The sequence below is a fragment of the Sediminicola luteus genome (genome assembly GCF_040566555.1).
GTDB lineage: Bacteria > Bacteroidota > Bacteroidia > Flavobacteriales > Flavobacteriaceae > Sediminicola.
In genome coordinates, this window is record NZ_JBEWYP010000002.1 from 251,374 (window position 1) to 271,534 (window position 20,161).

At 41.1% G+C, this 20,161-nt stretch carries 13 protein-coding genes; 8 read left to right on the forward strand and 5 right to left on the reverse strand.

The genetic code is table 11. The annotated features are described in order from the left end of the window. Positions 1–3: 3 nt before the first annotated feature. Both rbfA and ABXZ32_RS04835 read left to right on the forward strand, forming a co-directional pair. Complete coding sequence (gene rbfA, locus ABXZ32_RS04830; RefSeq protein ID WP_062057041.1) at positions 4–396, forward strand: 30S ribosome-binding factor RbfA; 393 nt, start codon at positions 4–6, stop codon at positions 394–396. Positions 397–398: 2 nt separating this feature from the next. Beyond that, the gene (locus ABXZ32_RS04835; RefSeq protein ID WP_354617539.1) at positions 399–1,607 is read left to right on the forward strand and encodes an ABC transporter permease; all 1,209 of its coding nucleotides are present in this window, start codon (positions 399–401) and stop codon (positions 1,605–1,607) included. A gap of 53 nt (positions 1,608–1,660) precedes the next feature. Here the strand turns inward: ABXZ32_RS04835 and dusB are convergent, their stop codons facing one another. Next, positions 1,661–2,659, reverse strand: a complete 999-nt coding sequence (dusB, locus tag ABXZ32_RS04840; RefSeq protein ID WP_354617540.1) for a tRNA dihydrouridine synthase DusB — start codon at positions 2,657–2,659, stop codon at positions 1,661–1,663. A 54-nt stretch (positions 2,660–2,713) separates the two neighbouring features. Next, positions 2,714–5,128: an outer membrane beta-barrel family protein gene (locus ABXZ32_RS04845; protein WP_354617541.1), complete on the reverse strand. Its 2,415-nt coding sequence runs from the start codon at positions 5,126–5,128 to the stop codon at positions 2,714–2,716. Between the two features lie 195 nt (positions 5,129–5,323). Here ABXZ32_RS04845 and lepA point away from each other — a divergent pair, with 195 nt between their 5' ends. After that, entirely contained in the window at positions 5,324–7,120 is a 1,797-nt protein-coding gene (gene lepA / locus ABXZ32_RS04850) for a translation elongation factor 4 (RefSeq protein WP_354617542.1), read from the forward strand. A 41-nt stretch (positions 7,121–7,161) separates the two neighbouring features. Here lepA and ABXZ32_RS04855 read toward each other — a convergent pair whose 3' ends face one another. Further along, positions 7,162–9,018, reverse strand: a complete 1,857-nt coding sequence (locus ABXZ32_RS04855) for a cation:proton antiporter (RefSeq protein WP_354617543.1) — start codon at positions 9,016–9,018, stop codon at positions 7,162–7,164. Positions 9,019–9,127: 109 nt separating this feature from the next. On the opposite strand from ABXZ32_RS04855, the gene ABXZ32_RS04860 reads away from it, so the two are divergent. Further along, positions 9,128–9,985, forward strand: a complete 858-nt coding sequence (locus ABXZ32_RS04860) for a universal stress protein (protein WP_354617544.1) — start codon at positions 9,128–9,130, stop codon at positions 9,983–9,985. A 2-nt stretch (positions 9,986–9,987) separates the two neighbouring features. Beyond that, positions 9,988–12,216 (forward strand): SulP family inorganic anion transporter, encoded by a 2,229-nt coding sequence (locus ABXZ32_RS04865; protein ID WP_354617545.1) that lies wholly within the window; start codon positions 9,988–9,990, stop codon positions 12,214–12,216. Positions 12,217–12,226: 10 nt separating this feature from the next. Here the strand turns inward: ABXZ32_RS04865 and ABXZ32_RS04870 are convergent, their stop codons facing one another. Then, a complete protein-coding gene (locus ABXZ32_RS04870; RefSeq protein ID WP_354617546.1) occupies positions 12,227–14,248 on the reverse strand; it encodes a cation:proton antiporter in 2,022 nt (673 codons plus the stop codon). Between the two features lie 246 nt (positions 14,249–14,494). On the opposite strand from ABXZ32_RS04870, the gene ABXZ32_RS04875 reads away from it, so the two are divergent. The 3 genes from ABXZ32_RS04875 to ABXZ32_RS04885 are packed head-to-tail and all read left to right on the forward strand — an operon-like array spanning position 14,495 to position 18,890. Beyond that, the gene (locus tag ABXZ32_RS04875; protein WP_354617547.1) at positions 14,495–15,355 is read left to right on the forward strand and encodes an MBL fold metallo-hydrolase; all 861 of its coding nucleotides are present in this window, start codon (positions 14,495–14,497) and stop codon (positions 15,353–15,355) included. A 22-nt stretch (positions 15,356–15,377) separates the two neighbouring features. After that, the gene (locus ABXZ32_RS04880) at positions 15,378–17,015 is read left to right on the forward strand and encodes a S8 family peptidase (RefSeq protein ID WP_354617548.1); all 1,638 of its coding nucleotides are present in this window, start codon (positions 15,378–15,380) and stop codon (positions 17,013–17,015) included. 54 nt (positions 17,016–17,069) lie between these two features. Beyond that, positions 17,070–18,890, forward strand: a complete 1,821-nt coding sequence (locus ABXZ32_RS04885) for a M1 family metallopeptidase (RefSeq protein ID WP_408016791.1) — start codon at positions 17,070–17,072, stop codon at positions 18,888–18,890. Positions 18,891–18,958: 68 nt separating this feature from the next. Here ABXZ32_RS04885 and ABXZ32_RS04890 read toward each other — a convergent pair whose 3' ends face one another. Next, positions 18,959–20,161 carry a succinylglutamate desuccinylase/aspartoacylase family protein gene (locus ABXZ32_RS04890; RefSeq protein ID WP_354617550.1) on the reverse strand — a complete coding sequence of 401 codons (1,203 nt, stop codon included), beginning with the start codon at positions 20,159–20,161 and terminating at the stop codon, positions 18,959–18,961.

A 20,161-nucleotide genomic window follows, 5' to 3' on the forward strand; every position in this document is an offset into this window, starting at 1 on the left:
CCCATGGAAACACAACGACAAAAAAAGATAGCAGGCGTTATCCAAAAGGATATTGTAGATATTCTACAACGCGCAGCGATTGATGGAGGGTTGAGAGGAACGTTGATTTCAGTATCAAAAGTAAGCGTCCCAACAGACCTGTCCATGGCCAAAATATATGTAAGCATATTCCCGACCAAAGATGCAAAGGAATTGTTGGAAGGAATGAAAAGCAACCAATCCTTGATAAGGCATGAATTGGCCCAACGCACAAGACACCAATTGAGAAGGATCCCAGAACTTTCCTTTTACTTGGATGATTCCTTGGAATACATAGACAATATTGAAAAATCCTTGAAGGGAGAGGAAAACCCAATTTCCAATCCAGATCTACTGGAGAAAAGAAAAAAATCCTAAGATTGAATTTCCCCTTTTACATCGCACAGCGGTATGTTAGATCCAAAAGCAGCCAAAATGCGGTAAACATCATCAATTTTATAACCTTCTTGGTCATCGTCATCGGCTCTGCAGCACTATTTATAGTGCTTTCAGGCTTTGCGGGACTTAAGACGTTTAGTCTTTCTTTTAGCAATACTGTAGATCCCGATCTCAAGGCACAACCCGCTTCCGGTAAATTTTTTAGCGTTTCAACCCATCAAGAAGCCCAACTGAAAAACATTGAAGGAATAGCCTCTTATTCCAAAGAACTGGAGGAGCGTGTTTATCTTACGCACAGTCAAAAAAGCCATGTGGCCTACATTAAAGGGGTGGACAAAAATTATGGAAATGTCACTTCCATGGATAGTACCATTTATTTTGGGAACTGGGAATTAGACGAGCAGCATGGGGTCATAGGAATAGGTATTGCCAATCTTTTGGGACTGAGCACCAACAACTATAGAAGCCCTTTGGTCGTATTGGCGCCAAAGCCTGGTAAGGGTTCTATCTCACAGCAATCCCTTCGCAATAAGCCTTATAACCAATTGGAGGTCGTTGTAAGCGGCATCTATTATATTGAGGAAAATCTGGACAAAAAATACGTGTTTTCAGAACTTTCCCTGGTACAGAATCTTCTGGAAAAGGACAGCACCCAAGTTTCCGGAATAAATTTCAAGCTCGATGAAACTGTGGATGTTTTACAAACTCGGGAAGCGATAGAAAAAGTATTTCCCAATTCCATCATTCTCAAGGATAGACAGGAACTCAACAGCACCCTCTATAAAATGTTGAATACCGAGAATTTGGCCACCTACCTTATTTTTACCCTGGTGCTTATAATAGCCCTTTTCAATGTAGTTGGGGCCATTATTATGATGATCTTGGATAAGCAGCAAAATTCAAAAACCTTGTACAGTTTAGGCACCACTATTAAGGAATTGAGGCGCATTTATTTTGTTCAGGGAGTATTGGTCACCAGCGTTGGAGGATGTATTGGTGTTCTTATGGCCTCCTTATTGGTTTGGTCGCAACTTGCTTTTGGATGGTTGAAAATAACGCCTTCCCTGGCGTACCCGGTGGAATATAAATTGCTCAATGTAGGGATCGTGCTGGCCACCATCGTGATCCTGGGCATCATCGCCTCCAAAATAGCCAGTAGTAGGATCAACAAAAAATTGATCGCCCGATAATTGGATTGCTATTCAGCTTATCTCTATATAATTCAATAAGGGATCCTTATCTTTTAAACGGTAGTGAACTGGTGGTCGCCAAAAAGCTCCATCACCTCATCAAAGGCGGCGAAGACATCCACGGCATCATCACTGGTCACCATTTTCATTCTGTATTCCTTAAAATTGGGAATACCCTTAAAATAATTGGTATAATGCCTTCTGGTCTCAAATACACCAAGCTTTTCCCCTTTCCAGTCAATGGCCATCTGTAGGTGTCTGCGAGCCGCATCTACCCGCTCTTCCATGGTGGGGGGAGCCTTATGTGTTCCTGTCTTAAAATAATGCTTTACTTCATTAAAGAACCAAGGGTATCCTATACTGGCACGTCCTATCATGGCGCCATCCAACCCGTACTCATCACGCATTTTCATCGCCATTTCTGGGGTGTCCACATCGCCGTTCCCAAAAACGGGAATATGCATCCTTGGGTTGTTCTTTACGGCTGCAATAGGTCCCCAATCTGCACTGCCCTTGTACATCTGTACCCTTGTGCGGCCATGAATGGATATTGCTTTGATACCTACATCTTGCAAGCGTTCGGCGACCTCAACTATTTTAATGGAATCACTGTCCCACCCCAATCTGGTCTTAACAGTAATGGGCAAATGGGTGCGTTTCACCATTTCCTCCGTAAGCTTTATCATTAAAGGAATATCCTTGAGAATACCGGCTCCGGCATTTTTGGACACTACTTTTTTTACGGGACAACCAAAATTGATGTCGATGATATCCGGATTGGACTTTTCAACGATATCTATGGATTGAAGCATGGAATCCAATTCAGCACCAAAAATCTGAATGCCCACAGGGCGTTCCTTCTCGTAAATGTCCAATTTCATGACACTTTTTGCCGCATCACGGATAAGACCTTCCGATGAGATGAATTCTGTATACACCACATCTGCACCTTGTTCCTTACACAGGGCACGGAAAGGCGGGTCACTAACATCTTCCATTGGCGCTAGAAGCAATGGAAAATCTGGCAGCTGAATATCTCCTATTTTTGGCAAAACTTTTTCTGTTTTTGGAATGCAAAAATAGTAAATATCTCTTACATAAGAAGTTTAATTGGCTTCCAAGCGTTCCCGCTCTATTTTGTCAATGGTTCTTTTGCTGTCCTTTAACCCAAAATTTCCAAAATTATAGGTAAATCCAAATCGAATAAATTGGGTCTCGGGTTTGGGTAAATAGGAATTGTCCTGGTTCAAATATGTAGAGGTACGAGTACCATTGGCCCTGCCCAAAATATCCTCGGAGGATAAAGATATAGCGGCCTTATTGTTCCAAAGAGTCTTACGAAGCCCAAAGGTGAGGTTTGTTGTTTCTGATATCACATAGGACCCCAAAAGAAACTTGGAAATATAATTAAGTCCCAGTTCCCCGGTAAAGGTTCCGTCCTTGGAAAGCGTCAAATTGTTGCCCAACCACAAAAACACCCCTTCCACTTCATTGGTGACCGGGATATTTCCACTTTCTACCGCTAAAAAGGTCTCATCTTCATGAAAGAGAGAGCTTATGGCAATTAGGAACCAATTGTTGGTTATGGATTTTATATAGGTAAAATCCAACCCATACGAGGTGCTCTCCAAAGCATTCTGACGCACTTCCCTGACGGTTTGGGCCTGATTGTCCTGAAAACTAAGGGTACTTATAAAAGCACCATTATCACGATAATAGAGATCTAAGAAGTATTCTCCCTTATACGTATAGTTAAAATTGAAATTATGACTGAAGTTGGGCCTTAAATTTGGATTTCCCTGATTAAAATTATTCTCATTTAAAAAATATAGGAACGGATTCAGATCCTGATACTTGGGTCTAGATAACTTACGACCATAATCAAAGGAGAAAGAATGGTTGTCAGATTGATTATAAAGGAGATATAAAGACGGGAAAAGTTCAAAATAATCCTGTGTATTTGTTTCTACAACACTAAATGACCTCCCTTCAACATTGGTTTGTTCTCCTCTTAGGCCAGCCTTAAGAGAAAGTTTATCCCAATTCTGCACCAAGGTCACATATCCGGCCAATACCGTTTCGTCATAATCATAGATGTCAGATAATGCCCCGTTCAAGGTTTGGTTGTTCCCAACAACATCAAAATAATCTAAACCACTCCTAGAGTTGATATTGGAAAATTTTCCGCCTCCCTCAAAGGAAAGACTCCCAAAAGTCGCCGCATAATCTGCTTGTCCGGTATAGATCTTTATGTTCTGGTATGAGTTGGTTAGGAAACTGAAATTCCTCATAAAATTATTGGAGCTATCAAAATAATCCGAAGATACATTTTGATCTTGGTCTACGTCATAATCAGTGTAATGGGCATTTAATGACAGAGAGGCCCCTTCTCGTTTGAACTTATGGACATAATTTAAGTCTACCGCCAGATTGGATTGGTCATTAATTAGTCTACTTGTAGAAATATAGGTAGAGTCCAGCATATTTTGGGCATTCCGCATGAAGTTCTCCGATATATTATCAAAAGTCTTGTTTGGGGAAACAGCTAAATTGGAAGTGATATTAAGCGTATTCCTATCATCAATGCTATAGTCGAGAATAAGGTTTGCATTTTGGGCGTTGGATCTTGTGGTCCTATTAAAATCTGTCTGCCATCGTGCAAACACCCCATTATCATCTATGAAATTTATATACCCGTTATTATCCTTATATTCCTTTCTGGGGCTTATGGAATAATTGGCGAAGACACTCAGCTTCTCCGTCTTGAAATAATGACTGGTACCAAAACTGTATTTTGGAAAAATAGCCTGTATAAAATCACCATTCACACTTCCTTTATAACCTGGGGTAATGTTCTTACTGGTAATAATATTTAAAATTGGTCCTCCTTCGGCATCGTAACTTGCGGGAGGGTTCATGATTACCTCAACGGATTTTATATTGGCCCCCGAAACTCCCTCCAGTAAATTTTTAATTTCAGTATTGGTAAGTTGTACTTTTCTGTTGTTTAAGTACACTGTTGGGGTCTGGTTTTTTATTTTCAGTTGATCATTAACCATGATCACCCCAGGAGTTTTCCTCAGCACATCCCATGAATTTCCCAGGGAAGCAATCGTATTTTCCACCTTAAAGACCAAGCGATCTGATTTGCGGACTACCGTAGGTTTACTTACAACGACTTCCACTCCCTCAAGGTCAATGGAACTATCCTCAATGATAATCGAGCCAATGGCAGTGTTCTCCCTTACATCAACTGCTATTAAGTTGGAGGTTGAGCCGATATAACTCGCTCTTATAAAATAGGTCTTGGGTTGCACGTTGGAGATAACAAACCTCCCAACATCATCGGTGGAGGCTCCATGTATTACTGCGGAATCGGAAACCTGTAACAAAAGGACATTGGCGTAGCCAACAGCTTCATTATTTCTATCTTTTACAGCCCCAGAAACCTCGTAGGTTTGGGCAGATAGGAAGAATGGCATGATCAGGGGCATGATCAGAACTAAGAAGCTAAATTTCAAGTTATTCGGGTTGGTCCCCAAATCTAAGAAAATTTTTGAAGTGTTCTACTACAAAATTTGTAATCTCTGCGAATATTAGCTCCATTCTGGTCGTTTCATACTAATTTCTTGGGAACCGATATTTTATGCAGGTCAAATAAAGTATATTTGCATCTGCTTAAAACGTGTTTATAAGCTATTTCACTTACATCATTTATGAAGAATATTAGAAACTTCTGCATTATTGCACATATAGACCATGGCAAGAGCACCTTGGCAGATAGATTATTGGAATTTACAGGTTCCGTGACCGATCGTGAAAAACAAGACCAGCTATTGGATAGTATGGATTTGGAGAGGGAGCGTGGAATAACCATTAAGAGCCATGCCATTCAAATGGACTATATGCATAATGGGGAACAATATGTCCTAAATTTGATAGACACCCCTGGCCATGTTGATTTCTCCTATGAGGTCTCCAGGTCTATTGCTGCATGTGAAGGGGCATTACTTATTGTTGATGCGGCACAGAGTATACAGGCACAGACCATTTCCAATCTTTATTTGGCTTTGGAAAACGATTTGGAAATTATCCCTGTTTTGAACAAGGTAGATCTCCCAAGCGCCAACCCGGAAGAGGTGACTGATGATATTGTTGAATTATTGGGCTGCAAGGCCGAAGATGTTATTCCGGCAAGTGCCAAAACAGGTTTGGGAATCCAAGAAATTCTTACAGCCATTATAGACCGGATCCCTGCCCCTAAAGGAGTAGTTGACGAACCATTGCAAGCTTTGGTATTCGATTCTGTATATAATCCATTCAGAGGGGTGGAAACCTATTTCAGGGTCATTAACGGAGAGATAAAAAAAGGACAAAAAATAAAATTTGTGGCCACGGGCAAAAGCTATTTTGCGGATGAAGTGGGAACCTTAAAACTTACCCAACATCCCAAACAGGTAATCAAGGCCGGAGATGTGGGCTACCTGATAACAGGGATTAAAGACGCTAGGGAAGTTAAGGTAGGTGATACCATTACTGATTTTGCCAATCCTACAAAAAATCCCATCGGTGGCTTCGAAGATGTAAAACCAATGGTTTTCGCTGGAATTTATCCTGTGGATACGGAAGACTTTGAAGAATTACGTTCTTCCATGGAGAAGTTACAACTGAACGATGCTTCTTTGGTGTTCTTGCCGGAAAGTAGTGCGGCCCTAGGTTTTGGATTCCGTTGCGGCTTCTTGGGAATGCTCCACATGGAGATCATTCAGGAACGCTTGGAACGTGAGTTTGATATGACGGTGATCACCACCGTACCCAACGTAAGTTACCACGCCTTCACCCGCAAGGAACCAACGGTTCCGTTAATTGTGAATAACCCAACGGACCTTCCGGATCCCTCTACTTTGGACCATGTAGAAGAACCTTATATAAAAGCTACGATTATCACCAAGGCCGATTTTGTAGGAAACGTAATGTCCCTCTGTATCGACAAAAGGGGTGTTATTACACATCAGACCTATTTGACGCCTGAACGTGTGGAACTATCTTTTGATATGCCACTGGCAGAAATAGTATTTGATTTCTATGACAGATTAAAAACCGTTTCTAAAGGCTATGCCTCTTTTGATTATTCACCAATTGGCATGCGTACTTCAAAATTGGTACGTGTGGACATTCTATTGAACGCACAGCCCGTAGATGCACTTTCTTCCTTGATTCATGCCGATAATGCCGCCAATATTGGTAAAAAGATGTGTGAAAAGTTAAAGGAGCTGATTCCGAGACAACAATTTGATATCCCGATACAGGCAGCCATTGGTGCTAAAATTATTTCTCGTGAAACCATTAAAGCGCTCCGTAAAGATGTAACTGCAAAATGTTACGGAGGGGATATTTCCCGTAAGCGTAAACTTTTGGAAAAGCAAAAGAAAGGGAAGAAACGTATGCGACTCGTTGGAAACGTAGAAATACCACAGCAGGCATTTATGGCCGTATTAAAGCTGAACGACTAAAAGAAAAACCCCCAGATAATTCTAGGGGTTTTTTTATTGAATTAATTGTCTTCATGCGGCCCAGTGTTATCTTTATCTGATTCCAACATTTTGCCGAGGTACACTAACTTGGATCCTTCGGCTATATCTTCAAACTCCTTGCTGAAAGAAGGGATGATCTTAAGATCGCCACTCGTCGTCTTTAGAAATATGGGCACCATGTTTTTATCCGATTTGGTAATCTCTATCAACCCCTCGTAATGTTCCTTGTCCTTAAGTTCAATTTCATGAATGGAGGGATATTTTCTGGAGGCTTCCATCAATTTAATAAAATCATCTGTATGGGAGAAAAGACCTTCCTTGGGGTTGTTTTCCGGGTCATTCATTTCATCTCCCGTTACCAACCGGAAGGAACCATTTTCGCCAAACTGGTCCTTGAATTTTTTAATGGCGAACATATTGATGTCTGAATTTCCGGTGAGGGCCATTAAATATCCCATATCGTTCAATTCTATATTATCGGTCAAAGAATCGGAATAAATATTGGCTGTCATAGCCTCCAATCCCATTTTTTTTGCCTTATCTATATTCGATTGGTTGTTGTCTATCAAGACAACATGTCGTTTGTTCTGTTGCAGGTAACCCGCGATCAACCTAGAGGCCTTTGATGCCCCAATGATCAAGATCCCTTCAGATTTCGTCAGAAACACCCCAACCATTTTGGCAAACAACCGGGCCGTAGTGGCATTTAACAGCACCGTTCCCAAAACTACGGTAAATACAATAGGGGTTATATATTCGGCCCCCGGCTCGCCATTGGCAAGTAACTTGGATCCAAAAAGCGAAGCAATACCTGCAGCAACAATACCCCTGGGACCTACCCAACTGATGAATAATTTTTCCTTGAATTTTAAGTCGGACCCAGCCGTACTGAGAAATACGCCCAAGGGCCTGATCACAAATACGATGATGGCCAACAACACAACCATTTGCCAATTAAAAATTAGCTCCAATTCTTGTATGTTGATATTTGCTGCCAGCAGTATAAACAAAATGGATATCAATAAGACGCTCAGGGATTCTTTGAAATATAATAATTCCTTTAGATTGGGAAGATTGATGTTTCCCATCACCAACCCCATAACCACTACGGCCAATAGGCCGGATTCATGTGCAAATATATCCGATTCCACGAAGACCAGTAAGACTACGGAAAGGGAAACCACATTGAGAAGGTAGTGTGGGATAAAATTCTTTTTAATGGCAAAGGCCAGGGCATGGGCAAAGGTAAATCCGAAGGTAGTTCCGAAAAGGAGAATTTTCCCAAACTCGATCAAGGCGGTTTGCGTATAGGCCTCACCCTCACCAACGCTGATAAATTCAAATACCAATACCGCCACCAATGCACCAATGGGATCTATTAGTATTCCCTCCCACTTCAAAACCGCAGAGACATCTTTTTTTAGGGGGATATTTCTGAGGATTGGTGTTATAACTGTGGGGCCTGTAACAATGATAAGTCCCGAAATCAAGAAAGAAACTTGCCAGGTTAATCCAAATACAAAATGGGCAGCGACACCTGCACCAAAAAACGTCACCACTGAGCCCAGGGTTATCAATTTGGTGATCACCGGTCCTACATTTGCAATTTCGGATCGCTTCAATGTGAGTCCGCCTTCAAATAGAATAATACTAATGGCCAAGGAAACAAAATAATAGAGACCATCTCCAGGGAACAATCCCTTTTCTCCATTCCAAATAGGTTCTATCCATTTTTCACCATGATCAGTAAAAAGTGTGGATACAGGACCAACGAAAAGACCAATTAATATCAGAGGCAAAATAGCAGGTAGTTTTAATCGCCACGCTACCCATTGGGCTATAATTCCAAGTATGATAATTCCTGCTAATTCAACCATTCAATTTTTTTTGTGAAATTTAATGTTTTTATTTTAAAAATGTGCGCTCTAACACATCGTAGGCAGCCTCTAGTTTATTATTTGGTATATTGGGGCCTAAACAGGATTTATGTACAATGGTCACCAATCTTTTCGGAAAATTTTATTTGGTTTTGCATTTTCGCCAAAACTTAATATAAATCTTTTGGAGACTATCCGTATCGCTCATTTTTTTAATGCCAAGCTGATATTGCTCCATGTTGGTGAAAAAACCAAGAAGAAAGAGAATGAAATAAATGCCTTATTACAGGAAATAGACACCGAGGGTCTACCTATCGATATTCAATGGAAAGAAGGGAAGCCAATTAAGACGATTCGCAAGGCCTGCGATGAATTCAAGATTGATCTTTTAATACTGGGAGCACTACAACATGAAAATATGTACCGATTTTATGTGGGCTCTATTGCCAGGAAATTAACGCGACAGGTTTCATGTTCCGTTCTCTTGCTTATAAGACCTTCCGAGATACGCGTGGCCTGCAACCATTTGGTGGTAAATGGCCTAAATGCCCCAGATACCGCAAATACTATCGCCAATGCCTTTTATGTGGCCAATACCTTAGGCGCTAAACAAATTACCATTGTTGAAGAAATTTTAAACAAAGAGATACATGTGGACGTTGAGGACCACCGTTCTCTTAAAAAGGCCTATATAATAAAAGAACGCTTAAAGAACAGGGAGGAATCCAGGGTTCGTAAAATCGTAGGCGCTCTCCCAAAAATATACACCCAGTCCATAAAAATTAGGAATCAAAGTATTTTTGGAAAGAGGGGGTACTCCATTGGCCATTATGCCGAAGTGGTCCGTGCCGACCTATTGGTCATGAACGCACCATCAAAATCGACCATTTTTGACCGTATTTTTCCACATGACATTGAATATATTTTATCAGATTTACCAACCGATTTATTGATTATACGAAACTAACTTTGACTTCAAAAAAAACCAACCAGACCAAAAACTTTATCCACTCCTTACCTCAGAATATTTTTTCAGGATTTGTGGTTTCCCTTATCGCCCTGCCACTAGGATTGGGGTTAGCTATAGCGAGTGACGCACCCCCAATTTCAGGTATCATAGCCGCTGTTGTGGGTGGTATCGTCGTGTCTATTCTCGGAGGCTCCAATGTGACCATTACAGGGCCCGGCAACGGCTTGGTCATTGTATTATTGGGCGCCATAACCACGCTCGCCGACGGAGACCTCTACCAAGGATATCTATTTACGTTGGCGGCCATTGTATTTTCTGGAGGCCTAATGCTACTCTTAGGATTTTTAAAAATGGGAAGGTTGGCAGATTTCTTTCCCGCCTCTGCCATTGAAGGAATGCTTTCGGCCATAGGTTTGGGGATCCTAGCCAAGCAATTCCATATCATGATAGGCCACAATAATGAGCATGGCAGTATTTTATCGCTTTTGCTTCAAATTCCCAATGGGATCGTGAACCTATTGAGTTCTGACAATACCGCCGAACATGTAGCGGGAGGGATAGGGATTTTAAGTCTTTTAATAATGATCTATTATTCTAAAATTAGGAATCAATACTTCCAACTTATTCCTGCTCCCATGTGGATCTTGATCCTTACGGTAGGATTTAGTTATATTTTGGTGCCGATGAATATCCCGTATCCAATGGGAGCTTCCTTTTTGGTAGATATTCCTAAAAATGTGTTTTCTAATTTGGCTTTTCCAGATTTCTCCTTGGTCCTTAAGCAAGAATTTTTGATCGTTGTTTTTGCCATCACTTTAATTTCGAGCATCGAGTCCTTATTGAGTATTAAGGCAGTGGACAAATTAGACCCGGAGAACAGAAGGTCCAATGTCAATAAAGATTTAAAGGCATTGGGGGTGGCAACCATAGCAAGTGGACTTTTAGGAGGGTTGAATGTAGTCACCGTGATAGCGAGAAGTTCCGTAAATGTGAACAATAGAGCAACCAACAGGACATCAAATCTGTTTCATGGCTTGTTCCTGGTGCTCTTTGTCCTAATTTTTCAAGAACAGTTACGAAAAATCCCATTGGCTGCCTTGGCCGCTATCCTGGTGTATACGGGCTATAAATTGGCCACGCCAAAAAACTTTCGAAAAATAGCCAAAATCGGAAAAGAGCAGATCATCATTTTTCTCACCACCTTGATCACCACCTTGTTTACCAATCTGATTACTGGAATTAGTGCAGGAATCCTGATCACCATTTTGATCCACATTTTGATAAACAAGAGCTTTGGATTGTTCTTTAGCCATTTGTTTAAACCGAATGTGTTGCTTTTTAAAGAACAAATCGGAGGAAACTATTATGTAAGTGTCAAATATTTTTGCAGCTTTCTAAATTTCTATAAGCTGAAGTATAAACTGGATATGATTCCCGAAACCCAAGATGTCATTTTGGACTTTTCTATGTGTAGTTTTGTGGACCACACGGTTATGGAGGGGCTTGAAAATTACTCTGACACATTTACGGGTAAAGGTGGAAGCTTGGAAATTATAGGTCTGGATAAACATGAGGCAGATTCCATTCACCCCTTTGCCATTCGAAAAATTATCCCATTCAGAACTTTAAAACCCATAGAGCGTTATTTCACAAAACGCCAGAACCATCTAAAAGCTACTGCGAAAGAATACCATTGGAACTATATCCCCAAGAAAAGCTCCAACACCCATTTTCTGGATCATTTTGTGTTTTTCAAAACCCGAAAAATAAACTACTTATACAACCGTTTATCCGATCCCAATGGCGTATTTAATGTGTTCGATGTTGAGTTTACAGAAGGGGAGTTTATAGCCAAGGAAGTTGTGAAAACTACCATTGTGCATGTGCATTTACAAAAACCCATTCCCATTTTTTCTCTGGACAGGGAAGGGCTACTTCATTTTGTATATCACCTGGCAGGTTTTAAAGATATAGACATAGAGAACCATTCAGATTTCAACAAACGTTTCTATCTTAGTGGAGAGGACGTTCCTGAATTGGAAAATCTATTCTCCGATGAGCTCATTTTGTTTTTTGAGAGCAATCCCTATTACCATGTTGAATCCAACGGCACTACCTTATTGATCCAAAAAAAGGAGCGTTTGTTAAGTGTGCAGGAAATTAAGGCCATGATCTACTTTGCGCAACAATTGATAAATGTATTACAGCCAATTGAAGAAAAAGTGTAAATTTTTTAGGCTAGGGGTATATAATTATTTTACTATTGCGCGAATACTTTTCTTCTAGTTTTGCGGGTAAATTCTCCATCATGGACAGATAGGAGATACCACTTCTTCTAGACGAAATAAATAGCAAAAGATCATCTCTTTCTATAGGATGATTCCCTTCCAAAATTGATTCCCAAATTTCAAGAATCTGAAACTTGTTTTTCTGGGTGATTTTGTGCCTTTTTGTGTATCTCTCAATGGCATTCTCAGTTTCAGGGTTGCAATAGTATAAAATACTTATTCCCAGCTCGGATGCTAGTTTGGTTAGTTTACCCATCCAATTATCAAATCCCTTTTCCAATTCTGCCAAGGGTGGCAAAACAACAACAATTCTTTTGTGGTTGGACAAAGGCTGTTCAAAATGACAAACAAAGACCGTTTTGTCGGTGTTGGAGAGCAGGACTTCCAATTTCTTTCCAAAAAATTGATCGATAATTCCCGTGCGTTGCGGCCAACCAAGAATAATAATATTTGCCATTATTTCCCGGGCCGTTCTGGCAATGCCGCTAAAAATATTGAAATCTATGGCCGCTATTACCTCAGCCCGTGTTTCTGAGGCTGTGGCATGATCTATCAATTGCTTTAACTTCTGTCTGGCCCGAGTAATGTTTCTTTCCGCTTCCCTATTATTGGGAACCACTGTAAGAATGGAAAGAGGGTAACTAGATTTTTTATCCTTGATGAGCAGGGCAAAATCCAAAGCCTTTTCCAAGTTGATATTATTGGCTATTGGCAATAGGATATGTTCGTTTATTTCTTGGCTTTTGTTGTGGGAATAAGTCTCGTCCTCCATGGCAACCACCAAGTTTTTTGCTGCACGTTCCGTAACAAAAGAAGCTACAATACAGGTAGCCAAAATCAGGATCACCGTACCGTTCAATATGTTTTCATCCAAAATTTGAGCCTTATAGCCCACCAAGATAACCGCCAGGGTTGCCGCGGCATGGGAGCTGCTCAAGCCAAAAATGAGCCTCCTTTGCAGTTTGGAATATTTAAATATCAATTGTGTAAAAAAAGCCGCCAACCATTTGCCAAAAATAGCCACAATGGTTAATGTCGCTGCTACGATTAGGGCTGTTGGTCCGCTCAGGATCACCCTAAAATCTACCAACATCCCCACGCTGATCAAGAAAAAAGGGATGAATAAGGCGTTGCCAATGAATTCTATTCGGTTCATAAGAACAGAAGAGTGAGGAATAAGCCTGTTTAGAGCCAGACCGGCCACAAAGGCACCAATAATAGGTTCTACCCCGGCCAATTCTGCCAAGAATGCCGCAAAAAAGACTATCGCCAGAACAAAAATATAATGGGAGTGTTTTTCGCTTTCCAATTTTTTAAAAAACCACTTGGAAACCCGAGGGACCACCCCAAACATGATCACCATAAAAATGGAGAGTGAAATGAGGAGTTTAAGCCAAAAAACATACGTTAAGTTGCCCTCATGGGACCCTACCAGCACTGCCAAAATAATAAGCACAGCAGTATCGGTTAAAATTGTTCCGCCCACTGTAATGGCCACTTCCTGGTTTTTGGTGATCCCTAGCTTGCTCACAATAGGATAGGTTACCAGGGTATGGGTGGCAAACATGCTTGCCGTTAATAAACTCGCATCAAAATCGTACTCCAAAAAATAATAACACACCGGAAAACCAATCCCCAAAGGGATGCTGAAGGTGAAAAGCCCAAACCAAATACTTTTGTTCCTATTGGTCTTAAAATCATTAAGGTCCAGATCCAATCCCGCAATAAACATGATGTAGAGAAGTCCGATAGTGGAAAACAAATCCACAAAAAGACTTTTCTCCAATAAGTTAAAACCATTTGGACCAATAATGGCTCCAGAAATAATCAGTCCTATGATTCCCGGTATCCTTAATTTATTCATTAGGATGGGGACCATCAAAATGACAAATAATATCAACGAAAAAATGAGCACAGGTTTTTCCAGTGGCAATTTAAAATGATGCAATACCTGCTCTACTATTTCATCCATCTTAAGTCGATTAAATCAAATGTTCCATCAAATCATCGGTTTGGCCAACCCTCGAAAATTTTAAGGAAGCGGAGACTGTAATACCTAAAATTCCCGCTACTAAAATCCCCTTTTTACTGGGGAAATCTATGATTGAAAATCCGTTGGAAAATTAGTAGAAAAATGTTAAAAAACCACTAATAAACTACGGTTTATGAACAAAATACTATTTGCTTTGCTTAATTTGCGTCAATTGTTTTTCAACCTATGAAATTATACCCTATCGAAGCTGGGAATTTTAAATTGGACGGAGGGGCCATGTTCGGGGTCGTACCAAAGGCCATTTGGAACAGAACCAATCCGGCAGATTCCAATAACATGATCGATATTGCAGCAAGGTGCCTCTTAATTGAAGATGGGAACCGCTTGATCCTTATCGATACGGGAATGGGCAATAAACAGTCCGATAAATTCTTCAGTTATTATTACCAATGGGGCGACCATTCTTTGGACAGTTCCTTAAAAAAGGTAGGCTTTCACAGGGACGACATTACAGATGTGTTCATGACCCATTTACACTTTGACCACTGTGGGGGAAGTGTACAATGGAACAAGGACAGAACAGGCTACGAACCCGCATTTAAAAATGCCACTTTCTGGACCAATGAAGACCATTGGAAATGGGCCACCAATCCAAATCCCAGGGAAAAGGCATCCTTCCTAAAAGAAAATCTGTTGCCCATGCAAGAAAGTGGGCAGCTTAAATTCATTGAAAGGAGCAACACCCCATTTATGGAAAAATCCGAGCTTGGCTTTGGTATCCTATTTGTGGATGGGCATACGGATAAACAAATGATACCTCATATAAATTACAAAGGGAAAACTTTAGTCTTTGCGGCAGATCTCCTTGCCACGGCAGGCCATATTCCTTTACCCTATGTAATGGGTTATGATACAAGGCCATTATTGACCATGGGTGAAAAGGCTATTTTTCTGGACAATGCCGCCAATAATGACTTCCATATATTTTTGGAACACGATGCGCACAATGAAATATGCACACTTCAACAAACAGAAAAAGGGGTGCGCTTAAATGAGGTTCATTCTTTTGATTCAATTTTTAACTAATTCAAACAAATCATTATAACATATGACAATTACATTTTCTAAATCTTTTTTGGGGTTCTGTTCTGCCTCAATTTTTTTGATAGGTTGTGGCAGTTCAACCGGATTGATCTCTACTCCTATTGAAAACATAGATGCCGTTCCTTTAAAAGTCACGGAGCTTACAGAATCACAAAAGAAAAATTGGGGTCATGCTGATCTATTGCTCGATACCATACCCGGTATGAGCGTGGATAGGGCCTACAACGAAATTATTGGCTCCAAAAAAGGGGATAAGGTAATTGTAGCAGTTCTGGACTCAGGGATAGATCTAGACCATGAAGACCTTAAAGCTGTTATGTGGTCCAACACGGCTGAAATAGACGGAAATGGGATTGATGATGATAATAATGGATATATAGACGATATCCATGGCTACAACTTTTTGGGGGAATCTTACAACGAGCAATTGGAACACACCCGAATAGTGGCGAAAAAGATTGGTGATGCCACTTTACAGGCCAAGGCGAAGGCCAAGTTGGACATCGCCTATGCAGAGGCCCTGCAGAGCAAGCAACAGTACGAGCAGATCTTCCAAGCTGTAAAGAATGCCGACGTTGCGGTAAAAGCCGAATTGGGGAAAGAGGAATATACAAAAGCAGATTTGGCGGCCATCAAAACAGATGACACTGCCATGCAACAAAATGTAGGGATCTTGCTCCAAATGTTCAATTATGGAGAGAGCATCCCTGAAGTTATGAAGGAGCTCGAAGGAGGAATCAAACATTTTTCCGAAAGCCTTAATTACAACCTCAACGTGGACTTTAATGGCAGGACCGTGGTTGGTGATGACCCTTATAATTTAATGGATACTGCCTATGGCAATGGTAATCCAAACAACAGGGTGGAAGACGAAAGTCACGGTACCCATGTCGCTGGGATTATTGCCGCGGAGCGCAATAATGGAAAAGGTGCCAATGGTGTGGCAAACAACGTGGCTCTTATGAGCATCCGTGCAGTGCCCAATGGAGATGAATACGATAAGGATATAGCCTTGGGCATACGCTATGCGGTGGATAATGGTGCTAAAATCATCAACGGGAGTTTTGGAAAGGCCTTTTCGCCAAATGCGGAATGGGTATACGATGCCATAAAATATGCGGCCTCAAAGGACGTGCTTTTTGTTCATGCAGCAGGAAACGACGGACTTAATTTGGATGACCCAAAGAATTCAAACTTTCCCAACGATCAGATCAACAACGGAGCTGAAATAGCGGACAATGTAATTACCGTTGGTGCTTTAACGAGTAAATATGGTGGGGAAATGGTAGCCTCATTTTCAAATTATGGGGTTATCAATGTAGATGTTTTTGCTCCTGGAGCGGCTATCTACTCCACTGTCCCAAACAATGAATACGAGTTTTTGGGAGGTACTTCTATGGCGGCACCAGCAGTTGCAGGAATAGCGGCACTTATCCGTTCCCAATATCCAGACCTCAGCGCCCCTCAAGTGAAAAAAATCATCATGCAGTCTGGGATTTCTACCAACACATCCGTTGTATTGGACGGTGATCCATCAAACACATCACCATTTAATAAAATTTCCAAATCTGGAAAAATTGCCAATGCCTACAATGCCTTGATATTGGCAGAACAAGTATCAAAAGGAAAAATCAAACTATAACAAATGAAGGATAATAAAGGTTTAGTGTTAGGGCTATTTGTGGCCATAATTTCAATGTCCACCTCTTTGTGGGCGCAAAACAATACCAGTTACTGGCAACAACATGTAGATTACACCATGAAGGTAAATATGGATGTTGAAAACTTCCAGTATACCGGAACACAGACATTAGTGTATACCAATAATTCCCCTGATGTTTTGAACAGGGTATATTACCACCTCTTTTTCAATGCCTTCCAACCCGGTAGTGAAATGGACGTGAGACTTCAAAATATTGCAGATCCGGACGGTAGGATGTTTGTGGATGGCAAAAGCAGGATCGCCTCTCTTACCCCGGAAGAAATAGGATATCTAAGGGTGTCTTCCCTAACCCAAGATGGGGCAGCAACCTCCTTTGTAGAGGAAGGGACAGTTCTTGTTGTTGAATTGGCAAATCCGATCCAACCAGGTGCTAAGACCACCTTTGAAATGGAATTCAAAGGACAGGTTCCCGTTCAAATAAGAAGATCAGGAAGGAACAATGCCGAAGGTGTTGCCCTATCCATGAGCCAATGGTACCCAAAATTGGCTGAATATGATTTTGAAGGATGGCATGCCGATCCTTATATCGCCAGGGAATTCCACGGCGTATGGGGAGATTTTGATGTCTCCTTGACCATAGATAAAAAGTATGTGGTTGGAGGAACAGGGTATTTACAGAACCCACAAGAAATTGGTCATGGATACCAAGCCCCTGGAACCAAAGTAAAAAAGCAAAAAGGAAAGACATTGACGTGGCACTTTAAAGCGCCCATGGTACACGATTTTATGTGGGCCGCAGATCCCGAATACCTTCATGACACCTTACAGGTAAAAGACGGACCAGTACTTCATTTCCTTTATAAGAACAACCCTGAAATTCTTGAAAACTGGAAAAAACTTCAGCCCAAGACTGCTGAAATGATGGAGTTTTTTAGTAAAAATATAGGTGAATACCCATACGACCAGTACTCCGTAATACAAGGGGGAGATGGCGGAATGGAATATGCCATGAGTACCTTGATAACGGGAGAACGTAAATTTGGAAGTTTGGTAGGGGTTACGGCCCATGAAATGGCCCATTCCTGGTTCCAGCATATCTTGGCCTCCAACGAGTCCAAGCATGAATGGATGGATGAAGGTTTTACCTCTTTTATTTCAGGTCTTTACATGAACGAGTTTATGGGGGAGAAAAAGGACAATCCGTTTGAGGGTGCCTATAAGGGCTACTATAGATTAGCCACCTCTGGAAAGGAACAGCCACAGACCACGCATTCTGATCGCTACGACCTAAATTTTGCCTATGGGGTTACCGCCTATAGCAAAGGGGAAATCTTTTTGGCACAATTGGGATATGTGATCGGGCAGGACAAATTAATGGAAGCCCTTCGTAAATATTACGACGACTTTAAATTTAAACACCCTACCCCAAACGATATCAAAAGAAGTGCTGAAAAAGTCTCGGGCATAGAGCTGGATTGGTACTTGACCGATTGGACACAGACTACCAATACTATTGATTATGGCGTAAAATCCGTTAAGGAAATGGACGGAAAGACCCAAGTGACCTTGGAGAGAATTGGCCTTATGCCAATGCCACAGGATATACTTGTTGTTTATGAAGATGGAAGTCAGGAAACGTTCTATGCGCCTTTAAGAATGATGAGGGGTGAAAAAGAAAATCCGTATGCTTCCTTGAGCAGAACAATTTTGCCAGATTGGCCATGGGCATATCCAACCTATGATTTCACTATTGACAAACCGGTAAGTGAAGTAAAGGCCATTGTCCTGGATCCGTCGGAACTGATGGCAGATATCAATAGGGACAATAATGTCTACCAAAAAGAAGCACAATAGAAATTAAATTCCTAAATAGTCTAATTACTGTACTATTAAGGATCATTTATACCGCCCCAATTAAAACCCTATTCCAGGTGTTTTAATTGGGGTTCTTTTTTGAACCAAGGCGTATTTTTATACATAGAGGTCTTCGCAATCCGTTCTCTATTGGTCATTAAAATCCGATCCTTGTCCAGCACCCTGTTTCTATATCCGAAAAGGTGAAAAAATGGTTTGGTAAAGAACCTTGCCGTTTTCAGGTTCACCAAAAGCACACCATTTTTTTTGCTTTCCCATGTTATCCCTGGGAGTATGGTGAGGAGGGCATCCATACGAATTCCCCTTAATAAGGAAGAAAGTTTCAATGCAAACGAAGGGATCTTTTTGATCAGGAAAAATCCATCTTCCCCCTGCTTTTGATAAAGTGGCATAAAAATTCTTCCAGCTCTAGGGGTTCTTACTTCCCCTTCCTTTTCCCTGGCGATCACCTGGCCCTTGGCAATTTTTTCAAAACTGTTGAAACCTGTTATCATTGTAAACTCGTCCTCAGGTGTGATACTGTGACGATAGATGATTTCGTAAAACGTACGATTGTTCTTTGCCGAATTCCGAAGTTGCAAGTAATAATTAGAGAACCCCTTTACATCGTCTTTTGCCAACACTCCGCTGAAAACCAAAGTCAACCATAAGAAAGCGGTGCTGTTCAATACCGCATCTTCTTCCGTATGCTGCCCTGATTCGAAGCCAAGGGAAAGATATCCCAAGGTATTGATATAACTGAGCAAAGGGCCTTGCAGATATTCCTCCATTCCCAAAATAGTAGGTACTGGAAAGAGGGATGAAAATTTTCTGTTGATCAGGGCGTCGTTAATTGTAATAAAGGGCAGGGTTTTACTGGATGTGGTGTGAAAATCCACAAAATAATAAGGAGGTGCTTCCTCGGATAGGATTTGGAGAAGCAACCCATATATTTCACTCAACTGCCTTTCCTCTTCACCCAATTTAGTTGCCTCCTTGTTTAGGATATCCTTTATTTGGTCTTCTGTCCACATCCTATTGAGATCCTTCTCCAGAAATCTTTTCCCTTGTAATTGGGCCGGTATGTTTCCCCTTATTCCATAAATGGCCCCGGAAAGACTCAATGATTCTTCTATTATCTTTTGAAACACCTTTTGGATGGCTTCACATCCTGAGGGTTCGTTGCCGTGAATTCCTCCAAAAAAAACTAAGGTTGGTCCTTTCTGTTCCCCTTTCAAATACCCGATGACCCTGTTTTTAATTTCATTCAT

Bases quoted from the DNA above. Each gene is read 5' to 3' on its own strand.
- rbfA (WP_062057041.1), top strand. From the start codon at position 4: ATGGAAACACAACGACAAAAAAAGATAGCAGGCGTTATCCAAAAGGAT.
- lepA (WP_354617542.1), top strand. From the start codon at position 5,324: ATGAAGAATATTAGAAACTTCTGCATTATTGCACATATAGACCATGGC.
- ABXZ32_RS04855 (WP_354617543.1), bottom strand. From the start codon at position 9,018: ATGGTTGAATTAGCAGGAATTATCATACTTGGAATTATAGCCCAATGG.
- ABXZ32_RS04860 (WP_354617544.1), top strand. From the start codon at position 9,128: ATGTACAATGGTCACCAATCTTTTCGGAAAATTTTATTTGGTTTTGCA.
- ABXZ32_RS04870 (WP_354617546.1), bottom strand. From the start codon at position 14,248: ATGGATGAAATAGTAGAGCAGGTATTGCATCATTTTAAATTGCCACTG.
- ABXZ32_RS04875 (WP_354617547.1), top strand. From the start codon at position 14,495: ATGAAATTATACCCTATCGAAGCTGGGAATTTTAAATTGGACGGAGGG.
- ABXZ32_RS04880 (WP_354617548.1), top strand. From the start codon at position 15,378: ATGACAATTACATTTTCTAAATCTTTTTTGGGGTTCTGTTCTGCCTCA.
- ABXZ32_RS04885 (WP_408016791.1), top strand. From the start codon at position 17,070: ATGTCCACCTCTTTGTGGGCGCAAAACAATACCAGTTACTGGCAACAA.
- ABXZ32_RS04890 (WP_354617550.1), bottom strand. From the start codon at position 20,161: ATGAATGAAATTAAAAACAGGGTCATCGGGTATTTGAAAGGGGAACAG.